Annotated in this window: 13 protein-coding genes; 12 read left to right on the top strand and 1 reads right to left on the bottom strand. The window is 62.3% G+C overall.

Annotated features, from left to right (window positions below):
- From K8W16_RS11085 to K8W16_RS11035, 11 genes are all read left to right on the top strand, one after another.
- A partial coding sequence (locus tag K8W16_RS11085; protein WP_304123716.1) for an ATP-dependent metallopeptidase FtsH/Yme1/Tma family protein occupies positions 1-1,245 on the top strand: 1,245 nt, incomplete at its 5' end.
- On the top strand, positions 1,245-2,147 hold the full coding sequence (gene folP, locus K8W16_RS11080; RefSeq protein WP_304123714.1) for a dihydropteroate synthase: 903 nt from the start codon (positions 1,245-1,247) through the stop codon (positions 2,145-2,147). The genes K8W16_RS11085 and folP, both read left to right, overlap by 1 nt.
- A gap of 1 nt (position 2,148) precedes the next feature.
- On the top strand, positions 2,149-2,898 hold the full coding sequence (gene cdaA / locus K8W16_RS11075) for a diadenylate cyclase CdaA (protein WP_304123712.1): 750 nt from the start codon (positions 2,149-2,151) through the stop codon (positions 2,896-2,898).
- Positions 2,882-4,162 (top strand): YbbR-like domain-containing protein, encoded by a 1,281-nt coding sequence (locus K8W16_RS11070; protein WP_304123710.1) that lies wholly within the window; start codon positions 2,882-2,884, stop codon positions 4,160-4,162. Before cdaA ends, K8W16_RS11070 begins: the two co-directional genes overlap by 17 nt.
- A 2-nt stretch (positions 4,163-4,164) precedes the next feature.
- Entirely contained in the window at positions 4,165-5,517 is a 1,353-nt protein-coding gene (gene glmM / locus K8W16_RS11065; protein ID WP_304123708.1) for a phosphoglucosamine mutase, read from the top strand.
- 70 nt (positions 5,518-5,587) lie between these two features.
- Entirely contained in the window at positions 5,588-7,024 is a 1,437-nt protein-coding gene (gene rpoN / locus K8W16_RS11060; RefSeq protein ID WP_304123706.1) for an RNA polymerase factor sigma-54, read from the top strand.
- Between the two features lie 1,425 nt (positions 7,025-8,449).
- Positions 8,450-9,589 carry an ABC transporter substrate-binding protein gene (locus tag K8W16_RS11055; RefSeq protein ID WP_304123704.1) on the top strand — a complete coding sequence of 380 codons (1,140 nt, stop codon included), beginning with the start codon at positions 8,450-8,452 and terminating at the stop codon, positions 9,587-9,589.
- Between the two features lie 197 nt (positions 9,590-9,786).
- On the top strand, positions 9,787-10,680 hold the full coding sequence (locus K8W16_RS11050; RefSeq protein WP_294557671.1) for a branched-chain amino acid ABC transporter permease: 894 nt from the start codon (positions 9,787-9,789) through the stop codon (positions 10,678-10,680).
- Complete coding sequence (locus tag K8W16_RS11045; RefSeq protein ID WP_304123719.1) at positions 10,680-11,795, top strand: branched-chain amino acid ABC transporter permease; 1,116 nt, start codon at positions 10,680-10,682, stop codon at positions 11,793-11,795. The genes K8W16_RS11050 and K8W16_RS11045 overlap by 1 nt, the downstream gene beginning before the upstream one ends.
- Entirely contained in the window at positions 11,792-12,583 is a 792-nt protein-coding gene (locus K8W16_RS11040) for an ABC transporter ATP-binding protein (RefSeq protein WP_304123698.1), read from the top strand. Before K8W16_RS11045 ends, K8W16_RS11040 begins: the two co-directional genes overlap by 4 nt.
- Positions 12,570-13,292 (top strand): ABC transporter ATP-binding protein, encoded by a 723-nt coding sequence (locus K8W16_RS11035; RefSeq protein ID WP_304123696.1) that lies wholly within the window; start codon positions 12,570-12,572, stop codon positions 13,290-13,292. The genes K8W16_RS11040 and K8W16_RS11035 overlap by 14 nt, the downstream gene beginning before the upstream one ends.
- Positions 13,293-13,567: 275 nt before the next feature.
- On the opposite strand, the gene K8W16_RS11030 is transcribed toward K8W16_RS11035, so the two are convergent.
- Entirely contained in the window at positions 13,568-14,743 is a 1,176-nt protein-coding gene (locus K8W16_RS11030) for an alpha/beta fold hydrolase (RefSeq protein ID WP_304123693.1), read from the bottom strand.
- A 159-nt stretch (positions 14,744-14,902) separates the two neighbouring features.
- On the opposite strand from K8W16_RS11030, the gene K8W16_RS11025 reads away from it, so the two are divergent.
- Positions 14,903-15,639 (top strand): LysR family transcriptional regulator (locus K8W16_RS11025; protein ID WP_304123689.1); only part of this gene is annotated, 737 nt, incomplete at its 3' end.

Raw genomic sequence — 15,639 nt, 5'->3', positions numbered from 1 at the left:
GACGAAATGGATGCCGTTGGTCGCCAGCGATTTGCCGGTCTCGGCGGATCTAACGATGAGCGCGAGCAGACATTGAACCAACTGCTTGTGGAAATGGACGGCTTCGAGTCCAACGAAGGCGTCATCCTCATTGCAGCCACCAACAGGCCCGACGTGCTCGACCCGGCGCTTCTGCGCCCCGGCCGCTTCGACAGGCAGGTAGTGGTTTCCACGCCCGACCTGCGCGGCCGCGAACGCATCCTTGAAGTGCACACCCGCCGCACGCCCCTCGCCAAGGACGTGAACCTCACCGTGCTTGCCAAGGGTACGCCCGGCTTCTCCGGCGCGGATCTTGAGAACCTCGTCAACGAGGCGGCCCTTCAGGCGGCCAAGCTCAACAAGAACCGCCTGAACATGTCGGATTTTGAATACGCCAAGGACAAGGTGCTCATGGGCAAGGAGCGCCGCAGCCTCATTCTGAGCGATGAGGAAAAGAAGATCACCGCCTATCACGAAGGCGGCCACGCCCTCACGGCCAAGCTCCTGCCCGGAGCCGACCCGGTGCACAAGGTATCCATCATTCCCCGCGGACGCGCCATGGGCGTGACTATGCAGCTGCCCGATGAGGACAGGCACGGCTACTCGCGCGAATTTCTGCGCAACAACCTCGTGGTACTGCTCGGCGGCCGCGTGGCTGAGGAAATCATCTTCGGCGATATCACCACCGGCGCAGGCAACGATATCGACCGCGCCTCCAAAATGGCCCGCAAGATGGTCTGCGAATGGGGCATGAGCGAAAAGATAGGCCCGCAGACCGTGGGCAACCATGAAGAGGAAGTGTTCCTCGGCCGCGAATGGGGCCACAGCCGCGCCGTAAGCGACGACATGGCCCGCCTCGTGGACAGCGAGGTCAAGGCCCTCATCGACGAAGCGCGCGAACGCTGCCGCGCCCTGCTCACCGAGCACATCGACATGCTGCACGCCATAGCCCGCGCCCTGCTGGAGAGGGAAACCATTACCGGCGAGGATATCGATATACTCATGAAGGGCGAGACGCTGCCCCCCTTTCAGCTCGACGGGCAGGGAGCCGGGGAATTCCGGCTTGAGGATGAGGACGACGCCGACCCCGGCAAGGACGACGCCTCCGCCGAGCCCGGCGCGGAAAGCACTGAGAAGGCCTCGGGGCAAAACGACGCCCTCCCCGCGCAGGATGCGCCCGTAGACAGGGGCGGCGACTCCGGCGACGGGCCCCGGGGAGAAAAGTAATGACTCCGGTCTGGATGCTTCGCCATGGGGCATTCAGCCCTGTTTCCTCTGAAAAACAGGGCGGCACGCCTTCACGCTTCACCTTGTGGGGCGTGGTGAACGTGACGCCCGACTCCTTTTACGACGGGGGGCGCCACGCAGAAAAAAGCAGGGCGCTTTCCCATGCCCTCACCCTGGCCGGGGAGGGTGCAAGAATACTGGACTTCGGAGGGGCCTCCTCCCGCCCGGGCGCAGAGGACGTGCCCGCAAAAGAGGAGCTTTCCCGCGTGATGCCCGTGCTGAGGGAGGCATGCCTCCTGCGGGCATCAGGGGAGGATGCCTTCCGGGAAAGGCTTTTTTCCGTGGATACCTGGCGCGCGGCCGTGGCGAAGGAAGCCCTCGAAGCCGGGGCGGATATCGTGAACGATATTTCCGCCTGCGCCTGGGAGCCTGAGCTCAGGGAGGTGGTCGCGTCCTGCCGGCCGGGATATGTGCTCATGCACTGCCTGCCCGGCGCAAGGCCCGGCTCCATGCAGAAGGCCCCGCACTATGGAAACGTGACGGACGAGGTCCTCGCCTTCTTTGAAGAAGGCATGAAAAAGCTCGTCGGGGACGGGCTGCCTGAAGAGCACATCATGCTCGACCCGGGCATAGGCTTCGGCAAGACGGCGGAGCACAACTCGGCGCTGCTCTGCGATATGGAAAGGCTTCTTGCCCTGGGCAGGCCCGTGCTGCTCGGCGTTTCGCAGAAAAGCCTCTTCGGCGATATTCTGGGGCTCGATGTTGCGCATCGCGGCGAGGCCACGAACGTGTGCACCGCCCTTCTGGCCGCGCGCGGCGTGAGGCATCACCGCGTGCACGACGTTGCTTCCGCAAGGCGGGCCCTCACCCTTGCCGACCGCTTCACCCCCTGGGGAGACTGACATGTTCGCACTCGGGCAGTTGACCTTCGGCTGGCGCGACCTGCTGGATATCATCATAGTGGCCATACTCTGCTACTACGGTATCCGCTTCGTGCGCGGTACCCGCGCCATGGCGGCCCTGAACGGCCTGCTCTTCCTGCTCGCCCTTTTTGCGGCGGCGCAGCTCCTCGGCCTGTTCACCCTGGTCTGGCTTCTGCAGAACGTGTTCAGCTCCCTCTTCCTCGTGGTAGTCATACTCTTCCATCAGGACATACGACAGGCACTGTCCAACATGAATTTCCGGCATCTTTTCCGGCGCAAGAGCAACGTGCGCACGGAAATGATAAGCACGGTGAGCCGCACGGCCTGCGCTCTCGCGGCGAGGCGCATCGGGGCCATTATCGTCATTGAGCGCAACGTGGCCCTCGGCGACATGATGGAAAAGGGCGTGAAGATTGACGCCGTAGTGTCGCAGGATCTGCTTTCCACCATCTTTTTCCCCAACACGGCCCTGCACGACGGAGCCGTCATCATCGGACACAACGACCGCATCGTGGCCGCAGGCTGCGTGCTGCCGCTCGCCAACCTGGCCCGCCAGCACTTCGGCACCCGCCACAGGGCGGCCATAGGCATCACGGAAGTAAGCGACGCCATATCCATAGCGGTATCGGAAGAACGCGGAGAAGTGACGCTAGCCCAGGACGGCCACCTCTCCAACCCCCTGAACCAAGAGCGCCTGGAACGGATACTGGCCAATGTCCTCAATCAGTAACAGCCGCATTCAGACCGTTCTTTCCGCGCTGCTTTCCCTGGTCATCGCCACGGGGCTGTGGTATCTCGTAGTGGGGCGCGACCATGTGGAAACACAGGTCGAGCTCAGGGTGGAATACCGGGGCCTGCCCGAAGGGCTCATCATACGCGAAGGCATGGTCAACCACATTTCCGTGCGCCTGCGCGGCTCGGCCGAGCTTCTGCGCAATCTCCACTCGCGCGACCTCGTGTACACGGTGGATCTTTCCGGCGTGCAGCGCGGGGCCACGGCCCTGCCCCTTGCCGTGGAGTCCATCCCCGATTTCAAGGCCTTTGAGATCCTCGAAATCATGCCGAGCCGCCTCGTGCTTGAAGCCGACGCCCTCACCGAGCGCGTGGTGCCTCTGGAAAACAAGATGCTGCCCCTGCCCGAGGATTCGCCCTATCTCATCTCGCACCCCATACTGGAGCCTGCCTTCGTCACGGTGAAAGGGCCGGAAACCCAGGTCAATTCCCTGGAGCGGCTCATCGTGGTCTATGATCCCACAAAAAACGCCAGCGAAGGCCCCCATGAAGCCAATGTGGCCATTGTAGCCCCGCCGCAGGTGGAGATCACCCCGCCCGTCACCACGCTGCGCTACTCACTGGACATGAAGACCAGGAATGTGACGCTCTCAAGAGATATACAGCTCGACAGCGAAAACGCGCTCTACGAAGTGCAGCCGGACAGGGCCAACGTGGAAATTTCCGTGCCCGAGGCCCTGGTGGACGACAGGGACTACCTCGACGCGGTACGCGTCATCGTGCGTGAGCCTGCCCGCCTCACTCCCGGCGAACGGGCCGAGATCACCCCCCTCGTCATGCTGCCCTCGGGCGCGGGCCTTGTGTCCATCGAGCCCTCCAGCGTGCTTCTGGTAAGCCGCGAAGACGGGGACGGACAAAGCTGGGCTCCTGCGGAGAGCATCTTCTCCATGCCCCAGTCGAGCTTCGGCATGAGCCTGCCGAGCCCGCGCGTCAGCGGGGACTTCTCCCTGAACGATATTCCCCTGCCTGCGGACGTACTCCAGCCCGGCGACCTCAAGGCTCCCACCATGCTGCCCGGCGACGCTTCCCGGGAGGAACGGAACGAAGCGGCAGAAAAGGCGGAGGAAGGCAGCGGGACGGAAAAAGCAAATGCCGGCGACAAGCCCCTGAAGGACGCGGAAAAGGCGGAAGCCGAGGGGGAGACACCCCCTGAAGCCGCACGAAGCCACGCCGACCAAGAACACCAGGAAGAACAGGAATAGCCATGTCTGAACGCCTTTTCGGAACCGACGGCCTGCGCGGCCGCGTGAATACCTATCCCCTCACCGCAGAAACGGCGCTGCGCCTCGGCCTTGCCGCAGGCACGGTGTTCCGCTCCGACGAATGTCGCCGCAAAGTCATCATCGGCAAGGACACGCGCCTCTCCGGCTACATGTTCGAGTCCGCACTCACGGCGGGGCTCTGCGCCGCGGGCATGGACGTCTATCAGGTGGGCCCCCTGCCCACGCCCGCCATTGCCTTCCTCACCCGCAACATGCGGGCCGATTTCGGCGTAGTCATTTCCGCCTCGCACAACCCCTATCACGACAACGGCATCAAGTTCTTCGACCGCGAGGGCTTCAAGCTGCCCGACGAAGTGGAAGATAAAATGGCCGCCCTCATCCTCGACAAGGACTATGAGTGGGACTACCCCGCCTCCCACAAGGTGGGCCGCGCCTACCGTATCGTGGACGCCTCGGGCCGCTACATCGTGTACCTCAAGAGCAGCTTCCCCCAGCAGCTCACCCTGGACGGGCTGCGCGTCGTCATCGACTGCGCCAACGGCGCCAACTACAAGGTTGCCCCCCTGGCCCTGGAAGAGCTCGGCGCGGAGGTGTTCCGCCTCGGCACCTCGCCCGACGGGCTGAACATCAACTACCAGTGCGGCTCCCTGCACCCCGAGAACCTTCAGGCCAAGGTACGCGAGGTGCGCGCCGACGTGGGCCTCGCCCTGGACGGCGACGCCGACCGCCTGCTCGTGGTGGACGAAAAGGGCCGCCTGCTCGACGGCGACCAGATCATGGCTATCTGCGCCGACGACCTCATGAAAAAGGGCAAGCTGAACAACAACATGCTCGTGGGCACGGTGATGAGCAACATGGCCCTTGAGGTCTTCATGAAGGAGCGCGGGGGCCAGCTTCTGCGCACCAAGGTGGGGGACCGCTATGTGATCGAGGCCATGCGCCAGCACAACGCCATGCTCGGCGGGGAGCAGTCCGGCCACCTCATCTTCCGCGAATACGGCACCACCGGCGACGGGCTTCTCGCCGCCCTGCAGATACTGCGCATCATGCGCGAATCGGGGCGCCGCCTCTCCGAGCTTGCAGACAGGCTCAAGCTCTACCCGCAGAAGCTCGTCAACGTGAAGATCACCCGCAAGACGCCCTTTGAACAGTGCGAAAAGCTCATGGCCGCACAGAAGGACATTGAAGAGAAGCTCGGCTCCCACGGCCGCGTACTGCTGCGCTATTCCGGTACGGAAAACCTCTGCCGCGTCATGGTGGAAGGGGAAGATGAGGACTTCGTCCGCCGCGCGGCAAGGCTTCTTGCGGAAGTGGCGGAGGAAGAGCTCCGCTGATGATTCCCGGGCGGCATCCCGCCTCCTTCGCGCCGGAAAACCGGCACACCAGAAAACGCCAGGGGAAAATATGGCTATAGAAATACGGCAGCAGTTCAAGCTCAGCCAGCAGCTCCACATGACTCCCATGCTCAAGCAGGCCATTTCCCTGCTTCTGTTCTCCCGTCAGGAACTTGTGGAAGCCGTGCAGCGCGAGCTTCTGGAAAACCCCTTTCTTGAAGAGCGCGAGGCGGAAAGCCCCCCGGCTGCGCCTGAACCTGAAAGCGGGCGCGCCTCCTCCGACCAGGACAGTCCCTGGCCGCAGGAGGAAGTGACACGCAGCGCGGAATGGGAGGAATATCTCGGCGAGTTTTCCAGCCGGTCGCGCATAGCCCAGCAGGAATATGAAGCCGCGGAAGAAGACAATAATCCCCTGGAAGCCTGTCATTCCGCCGAACCCACGCTGGAGGCGCACCTCATGGCCCAGCTTCTGCTCTCGCCCTTTACCGAAAAGCAGAAGGCTATCGGCGAGTGCATCATCGGCAACCTCGACGAAACAGGCTATCTCACCGCCACGGATGAGGAAATCGCCGCCCTTGCCGGGGCGGAGGTTTCGGAAATCGCGCCCGTGCTTTCCGCCATTCAGAATTTCGACCCCGTGGGCGTGGCCGCGCGCACCCTTTCCGAGTGCCTGCTTATCCAGATGCGCGCCGAACATTACGACCGCGACCCCATCCTGGTGAGCCTGGTACGCGACCATCTGAAAGACCTTGAAAAACAGCGCTACAAGCCCCTCCTGCGCCAGTTCCGCATTGATCTCGAAACCCTGAAAGAATACATACGCGTCATTCAGAGCCTGGAGGCGCGCCCGGGCGGAAGCCTCGGCTCAGGCGTGCCCTGGTATGTGAGCCCCGATATCTTCGTGCGCAAGGTGAACGGCGAATTCGTCATACTCATGAACGACGAAGACCTGCCGCACCTTCAGCTTTCCCCCCTTTCCGAGGAGCTTTCCGGCCAGAACCGCTCCAGCGAGGAAAAGGACTACATGAATGACCGCCTGCGCTCCGCCGTATGGATCATCCGCTCCCTGGAGGAGCGGCAACGCACCCTCTATCAGGTCATGGAAAGCATCGTGAAGCATCAGCGCGAGTTCTTCGAGAACGGCATCTACGGCCTGAAGCCCCTGGTGCTCAAGGACATAGCCGAAGACATAGGCCGCAGCGAATCGAGCATAAGCCGCATCACCACCAACAAGTATGTGGGTACTCCCCACGGCATCTTCGAGCTCAAGTACTTCTTCAACAGCGCCCTTTCCTCCAGCGACGGCAGGCAGGTGGGCTCGGAAAGCGTGAAAGCCCGCATCCGCTCCCTCATCGACGGCGAAGATCCCGCTCACCCCCTCTCCGATGAGGAAATCAGCTCCCGCCTCAACGACGGACTCGGCGTGAAGATAGCCCGGCGCACCGTGGCCAAGTACCGCGAGGAACTCGGCCTGCCCTCCTCCTCCCGCAGGAAGAAGCATCTGTAGTGCCCGGAAGGGAACTCGACGCCTCAAAACGCCCCGGCAACGCCGCCCGGGCGTTTTCTTTTTGCTGGAAACGGGCCAGGAAAAGAAGGAACACGCGCCGAAACGGGACAGCTTACCCGCTCCGGGCGGACAAGCGCGATGGGGAAGGCCCTTTTCTTTCCCCCCTTCCCCGCAAACTTTGCCGCTGTCCGCCGCGCACGCCGGGGAATACCTCCGGGACAAGTCCGAATTCCTCGCCTTCCCCGCGCAGGCCCCGTAGAAAGCGCCTTGCCGCAGGCTGCGGCAGCCCCCGGAGCCGCGCCCTTGCTGCGCCTTTCCGGAGGCCCCGCCCATGCGTTTTTTTGCCCGGGGCTTCCGGCATGCGGGAATCGGCGCCCCGCGCCGAGGCAAGGACTACCCTCCCTGAAAAAACGGTAGGGAAGGGCAGCTCCCGGAGGAAGCTGTAGCATGCCGGCCTCTCCGTCCGCCCCGCCCGCACCGGTGAGTCCGCTCCCCCGGCAAGAAACTGCACTTGCAAAACAAATGTGCAACACGATGCCCGACAGGGGCGACCTTGCCGGGACAGCACACCGCCGTTTCCCTTTTCCGGCGGGCAAGACGGCGCCGCTCCCCGCAGGACACAGCCCTGCCCGCGTCGCCCCGGAGCCTGCGGGCCATACTTCTCCCGCCTGCGATTACGGCCCCGGCAAAGGAAAGACGCGCCCCGGAGCCGGAAAAGGAAGAAAAAACTCCCCGCAATGCCGGAAACACGGGCGAGGCTACGGCGGCTCCGCCGGGTACGGCCGCGCAGAATCTTCCCTTCTCCCGCATATTCATCGGCCGTTGCCCGCCGCACACGCCGGGAAAAGCCCGCCCTCTCAATGGCCGCTTGCCGTGCAACCTGCCCTCCCGCACCCGGAAGGGCCTTTTTCTCTTCTGTGCGCAGCCGGTCTTTTGTCCCGAACATCCCCCTGCGGAAAAATCCCTTCCCGGCAGGCGAAAAAAGGGCACGTTCGGCCGCAGCCGGAAAGGCTCCTCCTGTCCGCCGGGCGCCGCCCTCCCCCCCCACCGGAAACAAGCTCTTTGGGCGGAAGCAGGAACATGGCAGCCCCCGGGTTCCCTCCGCGCAGCCTTGCCGAAACGCCCGGCACATGCGCTCCCCCTCTCTCCGGGAAAAAAAGGAGAAATATTTTCCACAATTTTTCCGCCGTGTAAACACAAAAATGGAAAAAAACTCTTTTTTCTTTTTCCTCCGGGAAAATCTCAAAAAACTGCATTATCGCTAACTATGCACACAAAAACAACATCTCCGGGAACAGCGCGGCACGGCATGCGGGAGGAAGGCGTGTTTTCCCCGCCTGCATGATTGCACATAATCGTAACTTTCTATACTATCGCCTCATCTCTTTTCACACGAACCCGTTTCTGTTAACCGGAGGATCCGTTATGAAGCTTTCCCGTGTGTTCGCCTCTGTCGCCATGGCCGCCATGGCCTGCGGCATCGCCTTCCCCGCCATGGCCGCCGAGCCCGTCAAAATCGGCGTGTATCTGCCCCTCACCGGCCAGAACGCCTTCGGCGGCCAGCTGGAGCTGGACGGCATCAAACTCGCCCAGAAGGCCCAGCCCCAGGTACTCGGCCGCGACGTGGAACTCATCGTCGTGGACAACAAGTCCGACAAGGTGGAAGCGGCCAACGCCGTGAAGCGCCTTGTGGAACGCGACAAGGTTTCCGCCTACATAGGCACCTACGGCTCCTCCCTGGCCATGGCCGGCGGCGAAGTGGGCGAAAAGGCCAAGGTCCCCGGCGTGGGCACCTCCTGCACCAGCCCCCTCGTGACCCAGGGCAAGAACTACTACTTCCGCGCCTGCTTCATCGACCCCTATCAGGGCGCGGCTGCCGCCTCCTACGCCTTTAAGAATCTCGGCATGAAGAAGGCCGCCATTCTCATGGACGTGGCCAACGACTATTCCGTGGGCCTGTGCAGCTTCTTCAAGCGCTCCTACAAGAAGCTCGGCGGCGAAATCGTGGCCGACATGAAGTACAATTCCGGCGACCAGGACTTCACGGCCCAGCTCACCGAAATCATCAATCAGAAGCCCGACCTCGTGTTCATGCCCGCCTACTTCGCGGAAGGCGCGATCATCATGAAGCAGGCCCGGGAACTCGGCGGCACCTTCGTCATGATGGGCGCGGACGCCATGGACAACCCCGATACCATCAAGATCGGCGGCAAGGCCGTGGAAGGCTTCCTGCACACCACCTTCCCCTATGACGTGAACATGCCCAACATGAGCGAAGCCGCCAAGGCCTTCACCGCCGAATGGAAGGCCGCCTATCCCGACAAGGATCCCAACGTGAACTCCGCCCTCGGCTATGTGTGCTACAACCTCATCCTCGACGCCATAACCCGCGCCGGTTCCGACGATCCCGAAGCCATAACCAAGGCCCTCGCGGCCACCAAGAACTTCGCCACGCCGCTCGGCACCCTCTCCATCAACGCCACCCACGACGCCGAACTGCCCGTGGGCATCATCCAGTACAAGGACGGCAAGCGCTCCTACATAGGCGAAGCCATCGCCGACTAAGCGCCTGAACGGGCCGGGGCCTCCCCGGCCTTCGCCCCTGCGCGCCTTCCTTTACGACAGGCGCCTTCCGAAAAGATGCAGACGCGCCGCTTCGCCGCGCCGGAAACGGCGCGCGGGGCGGCATGTCGCAGATAAAGCCCGCACCTTTTACCACGGCCGAACGACTCCCCCCTCCCTGCGGCCGGAAAGGGTTCCCCATGAGTCTGGAATTATTCCTGCAACACTTTTTCAACGCGCTTACGCTGGGTTCACTCTACGGGCTCATCGCCATAGGCTACACCATGGTGTACGGCATCCTGCGCCTCATCAACTTCGCCCACGGCGACATTCTCATGCTCGGCGCGTACTTCGTCTTCTACGGCACCACGCTCTTCTGCCTGCCCTGGCCCGTGGCCGTGGTGGTGGCTATCCTGGGCTCCGCCGCCCTCGGCGTGCTCATGGACAAAATTGCCTACCGCCCCCTGCGCGACGCCCCGCGCATCTCCGCCCTCATCAGCGCCATTGCCGTCTCCTTCTTCCTGGAAAGCCTGGCCGTGGTGGTCTTCACCGGCCTGCCCCGCCCCGTGCATCAGCCCGAATGGCTCATCAGCATCATCACCATAGGCGGCGCGCGCCTCATGCCCCTCACCCTGCTCGTGCCCGGCGTGACGGCCATACTCGTGGCCGCCCTCCTCTATGTGGTCTACCATACCAAGCCGGGCCTCGCCATGCAGGCCATTTCCAAAGACATTGAAACTACGCGCATGCTCGGCGTCTCCGTGGACAAGATCATCGCCCTCACCTTCGCCATAGGTTCCGCGCTGGCCGCGGCCTCGGGCATCATGTGGGCCCTGCGCTATCCGCAGATCAACCCCTACATGGGCGTATTCCCCGGCTTCAAGGCCTTCATCGCCGCCGTGTTCGGCGGCATCGGCTCCATCCAGGGCGCCGTCATAGGCGGCCTGCTGCTGGGCTTCATAGAAATCATGGCCGTCGCCTTCTTCCCGGAACTTTCCGGCTACCGCGACGCCTTCGCCTTCATTCTGCTGGTCGTTGTCCTTCTGGTGAAGCCCACCGGCCTGTTCGGTGAAAAACAGAAGGAGAAGATATGATGACCGCGCAAAGGGAACCCTTCTCTCCGGCCCGCACCCGCACCTTCAACGCCGCGGCCATAGCGCTGCTCTTCCTCTTCCTCTGGTGGGCCGACGGCAGCATGGCGCAGGATCTCGGCCTCTCCTTCCTGCCCGAACCGCTCAACGGCTATGAAGTGCAGATCCTGAACCTCGTGGCCGTGTACGGCATCCTCGCCATATCCCTCAACATCATCTACGGCTTCACCGGTATGTTCTCCCTGGGGCACGCAGGGTTCATGGCCATAGGGGCCTACGTTTCCGCCCTGTGCGTGCTCTCACCCGACCAGAAAGAAATGATGTGGATCATCGACGAGATACTGCCGCCGCTTGCCACGCTGCACACGCCCTTCTGGTTCTCCGTGATTTTAGGCGGCGTGGTAGCCACGCTCTTCGCCCTCGTCATAGGCATCCCGGTGCTCAGGCTCGGCGGCGACTACCTCGGCATAGCCACCCTGGGATTTTCGGAAATCATCCGCGTGCTCATCGTGAACGCCACGCCCATCACCAACGGCTCCCTGGGCATCAAGGGCATCCCCTGCCACACCGACCTCTTCACAAGCTATATCTGGCTGCTCGTGGTGGTGTTCTGCACGGTGCGGCTTCTCTCCAGCAACTTCGGCAACGTGCTCAAGGCCGTGCGCGACGATGAAATCGCCGCCCAGGTCATGGGCATCAACGTCTTCCACACCAAGCTCTTCTCCTTCTGCCTCGGGGCCTTTCTCGCGGGCGTGGGCGGCGCGCTGCTCGGCAACCTCCTCACCACCATCGACCCCAAAATGTTCACCTTCCTGCTCACCTACAACATCCTCATGATCGTGGTGGCAGGCGGGCTCGGCTCCATCACGGGCAGCATCATAGGCAGCGTCATCATCACGGTGCTTCTGGAATGGCTGCGCGTGGTGGAAGAACCCATGGATCTCGGCTTCCTGGAAATTCCCGGTATCCCGGGCATGCGCATGGTGGTGTTCTCCGTATGTCTGCTCATCATCATCCTCTACCGCAGAGAAGGCATCATGGGCATGCGTGAGATCACCTGGGACGGCATCGCCGCCTTCCTTTTCCGCCGGCGCGGCAAAAAGGAGAACAAGGCATGAACGGGACGAAGAACATCATTGAAGTGAGAAACGTGACCATGCGCTTCGGCGGCGTCACCGCCGTGAGCGAGCTGGACATGAACATCCCCGAAGGGGGCATCGTGGGGCTCATCGGCCCCAACGGCGCGGGCAAGACCACGGTGTTCAACGTCATTACCGGCTTCTACAAGCCCACGGAAGGCGACGTGGTCTTCGCAGGCAGAAGGATCACCGGCATGGATCCGCACGCCATCTGCGCCCTGGGCATGGCGAGGACCTTCCAGAACATCCGCCTTTTCTACAATGAAACCGCGCTCGAGAACGTGATGATAGGCCGCCATGTGCGCCGCAGGAGCCGCTGGTGGGGTTCCGTGATAGGCCTGCCCGGAGCCATGCGCGAGGAACGCGACATACGCGGACGCTCAAAGCAGCTTTTAAAACGCATCGGCCTTTCCGCCTACGCCGAGGAAACCGCCTCCGGCCTGCCCTACGGCGCGCAGCGCCGCCTGGAAATCGCCCGTGCCCTGGCCACGGAGCCGAAGTTCCTCCTGCTCGACGAACCGGCCGCGGGCATGAACCCGCAGGAAAGCCTGGAGCTCATGAACTTCATCCGCCAGATACGCGACGAGTTCCGCCTCACCATCCTGCTCATAGAGCACGACATGAAGGTAGTCATGGGCGTGTGCGAACATATCTGGGTGTTGGAGTACGGCAAGCTCATTGCCGAAGGCAATGCCGAGGCCATACGCTCCAATCCGCGCGTCATCGAAGCATACCTCGGCGAGGATGTGAACCATGCTGCAGATTAAAGACCTTCATGTGCATTACGGCGGCATACACGCCGTCAAGGGCGTATCCCTCTCCATCCCGCGCGGGAGCGTCGTCACGCTCATCGGGGCCAACGGCGCGGGCAAGAGCAGCATCATCCGCTCCATCGCCGGGCTGGTGAAGGGCGCGAAAGGCGAGATACTCCTCACCAGGAACGAAGGCGACAAGCCCGTGAACCTCCTCGGCCTGCCCGCCGAAAACATGGTGAGAAACGGCATTGCCCTGAGCCCCGAAGGCCGCCGCATCCTGCCGCACCTCACCGTGGCGGAGAACCTCACCCTGGGCGCGTGGTGCCGCAAGGATGAAGACGGCATAGCCCGCGACAGGGAACTCGTGTACGACCTCTTCCCCCGCCTCAGGGAACGAAGCTGGCAGAAGGGCGGCACCCTTTCCGGCGGCGAACAGCAGATGCTCGCCGTGGGCCGCGCCCTCATGAGCCGCCCCGACCTCGTCATGCTGGACGAACCTTCCCTCGGCCTCGCCCCCCTTCTGGTGCGGGAAATCTTCGCCATCATCCGCCGCATCAATGAGGACGGCAAGACCGTGCTCCTTGTGGAGCAGAACGCCTACGCCGCCCTTTCCATCGCCGACTACGCCTATATCCTCGAAACGGGCTCCGTGGTGCTGGAAGGCCCGGGCAAAGATATGCTGAAGAATCCCAAGGTGCGCGAAGCCTACCTCGGCGGCTAGCGCGCGGCGGCATACCTGCAGGGAAAGGCCGGGAGTGCGGGCTCCCGGCCTTTTGTTATCCGTGCCCCGAAAGAGGCTTCCCCGCCTTCCCGGAAGACCCGTGCGCGGCCCCGGAACAGGGCTGCCCTTTCCTCTCTTCCGCAGGGGCAGGCCATGGCAAAAGGCGGGGGAACATGCCCCGGGGAAGCTGCGTCCGGGAAATGCGGCGGCCCCGCATGCCCGGGGAAGAGGACTTCCCGAAAAGCGGCAGGCCTGAAAGGGCAGCCGAGGCGCGCTTACTCCCTGCGCAGGGGTATGGTCAGTTCCGTCCTTTTGGCCGGGGCCGGGCCTGTGTGCGGATGCGCGTTTCCATCAAGGCCCTTTTCGTGCAGCCACTCTTCCAGCCTGTCGGCAATGTCGAGATTGTTCCTGTCCGCAAAGGGCGCATGGGTATTGCCTGTGACGCCCTCTTCGGGAAGCACGACCAGGGCGGCGTCGCCGCCGTGCCGGTTGACGGCATCCACGAAGGCGCGGGCGCGGGCCTTGGAAATACGCCATACCTCGACGTTGAAGACCTCGCTCAGCTCCGTACTGATATTGTCGCCGTAAACGACCAGTATGGGCATGCGCGTCAGCTTCTGAAATTCCTGCGCGGGTACGGGGATACCCTGAAGCATCTCCCCGGCAAGGGCGTTTCTGACGGGCACGTCGAGCATGGGTTCATCGTCGGGAAACACGAACTGCCCCGGCTCATAGGCGACAATAGCCCTGACCTTGTCCGGGGCGATCATGCCCGTGAACCAGCCGTACTGCCCGCTGTTGGAATGAGTGACGAGAACGGCCGGCCCCGTGCGCTCCAGAAGAGCGGCCATTGTTTCGCCCATGAAGCGCCGGTGCCCGTCGGTTCGCGGCTCGTTGCCGGTATTCGGGGCCTGCTGGCGGAAAAACTGCTCGATGGATGCGGCATCGCCCGGAAACTGACTGCCGGCAAACAGGGACGCAGGCGCAGGCGGCACCCACAAGCCGTTGCGGAAGGCATTCCATGCCGAGCTTTCCCTTGCCGTGGTGGGAACCGCGTCTTCGTGAGAAGGGGGAACCTCGGTATAGCCCGCCCTGCCCCGGCGCGGCTGGTCGATGATGTAGGTAGCCCAGCCGCGCCGGGGCAGAATGGCCTGATAGCCTTCACGCCCGTCGGGCGTGGATTCCCAGCTTCTGCCGGACTGCCCGATGCCGTGCCAGAGAATGACGGGGTAATCCCTGGACTTTTGCGGAATGTAGAACTGGGCGTAACCGTGATCGCCGTGGAAAGTGTCGCCGTCCTTTCCGTGCGTCACCGTACCGCCGAAGAACAGGCTGCCCATGGTCCGAAGCGTGATGGGCCGGGTATCTTCCCGGCCTGCAAGCTGCCCGGGAAAAAGCAGCAGCGCCCCCAGAAACATGACACAACATACCGATTCTACACACTTTCTCATATTTTCTCCTGCATAGGGACAATGGGGAAAGGTCGCGCTTCACACGCGGGCCCGCTGCAATGCGACCACTTCTTTCCTCTTTATGTAAACGCATTTTCCTTGACGCGGAATGACCAAAAAAGCTACACGCTTTTATAAAAAGTAAAAGCCGGAGTTCCCATGCTGAGCCGCCAGTTCCAGATCTTCATGCATGTCGTCGAGTGCGGCAGTTTTTCCCGGGCCGCCTCCATAACCTATACGACTCCCGCTTCCGTCATGAAGCACATCAATGCTCTGGAAGAGCGGCTGGGCCTTGTGCTTTTTGAACGCGGCAGCAGCGGCGTCAGGGTGACTCCGGCAGGAAAATCCCTCTATGAAGACGGGAAAAAACTTGTTTCAGAAGCACAGAACGCGCTGAAGAAAGCAAAGAATATAAAAAACGAAATGACTACGCTGAGAATAGGCTCTTCATTCCTGAATTCCAGCGAAGCGCTGACGAATATCTGTGCAAGGCATAAGGAGCATTTCAAACACTATAAATTCAGTATCGTGCCCTATGACGACGACAGGGACAACATCCTTTCCATCATCGCCTCCCTGGGAGAGCGCATCGACCTGCTCGTCGGGGCGTTCAATTCCAGGAAAATGCAAGCCTGCGCAAACTATTTCATTCTGGGAAGCTACAGGCTGTGCGTCGCACTCCCCTCAGGGCACCCTCTGGCAGGGAAAAGAAGTCTGCACCTTAAAGAACTGCACGGCGAACATCTCATGATGGTGAAAACCGGGGATACCGAGTTTCTCGACGACTTCGCAGCCATGCTGAAGGCGGAACATCCGCAGATCACCATAGAGGAAACGGATTACTACTATGACATGGACACCTTCAACCTGTGCGGACAAAAGGAGGTGCTGCTGCT

The sequence above is a fragment of the Mailhella massiliensis genome, assembly GCF_020741395.1.
Lineage (GTDB): Bacteria > Desulfobacterota > Desulfovibrionia > Desulfovibrionales > Desulfovibrionaceae > Mailhella > Mailhella massiliensis_A.
The sequence above is the reverse complement of the archived record's forward strand: the minus strand, read 5'-3'. Positions and strand labels throughout refer to the sequence as shown.

What these genes read in the sequence shown, in the direction of transcription:
- K8W16_RS11035 (WP_304123696.1), top strand. Translation starts at nt 12,570, where the DNA reads ATGCTGCAGATTAAAGACCTTCATGTGCATTACGGCGGCATACACGCC.
- folP (WP_304123714.1), top strand. Translation starts at nt 1,245, where the DNA reads ATGACTCCGGTCTGGATGCTTCGCCATGGGGCATTCAGCCCTGTTTCC.
- K8W16_RS11030 (WP_304123693.1), bottom strand. Translation starts at nt 14,743, where the DNA reads ATGAGAAAGTGTGTAGAATCGGTATGTTGTGTCATGTTTCTGGGGGCG.
- glmM (WP_304123708.1), top strand. Translation starts at nt 4,165, where the DNA reads ATGTCTGAACGCCTTTTCGGAACCGACGGCCTGCGCGGCCGCGTGAAT.
- rpoN (WP_304123706.1), top strand. Translation starts at nt 5,588, where the DNA reads ATGGCTATAGAAATACGGCAGCAGTTCAAGCTCAGCCAGCAGCTCCAC.
- K8W16_RS11070 (WP_304123710.1), top strand. Translation starts at nt 2,882, where the DNA reads ATGTCCTCAATCAGTAACAGCCGCATTCAGACCGTTCTTTCCGCGCTG.
- cdaA (WP_304123712.1), top strand. Translation starts at nt 2,149, where the DNA reads ATGTTCGCACTCGGGCAGTTGACCTTCGGCTGGCGCGACCTGCTGGAT.
- K8W16_RS11045 (WP_304123719.1), top strand. Translation starts at nt 10,680, where the DNA reads ATGACCGCGCAAAGGGAACCCTTCTCTCCGGCCCGCACCCGCACCTTC.
- K8W16_RS11050 (WP_294557671.1), top strand. Translation starts at nt 9,787, where the DNA reads ATGAGTCTGGAATTATTCCTGCAACACTTTTTCAACGCGCTTACGCTG.
- K8W16_RS11040 (WP_304123698.1), top strand. Translation starts at nt 11,792, where the DNA reads ATGAACGGGACGAAGAACATCATTGAAGTGAGAAACGTGACCATGCGC.
- K8W16_RS11055 (WP_304123704.1), top strand. Translation starts at nt 8,450, where the DNA reads ATGAAGCTTTCCCGTGTGTTCGCCTCTGTCGCCATGGCCGCCATGGCC.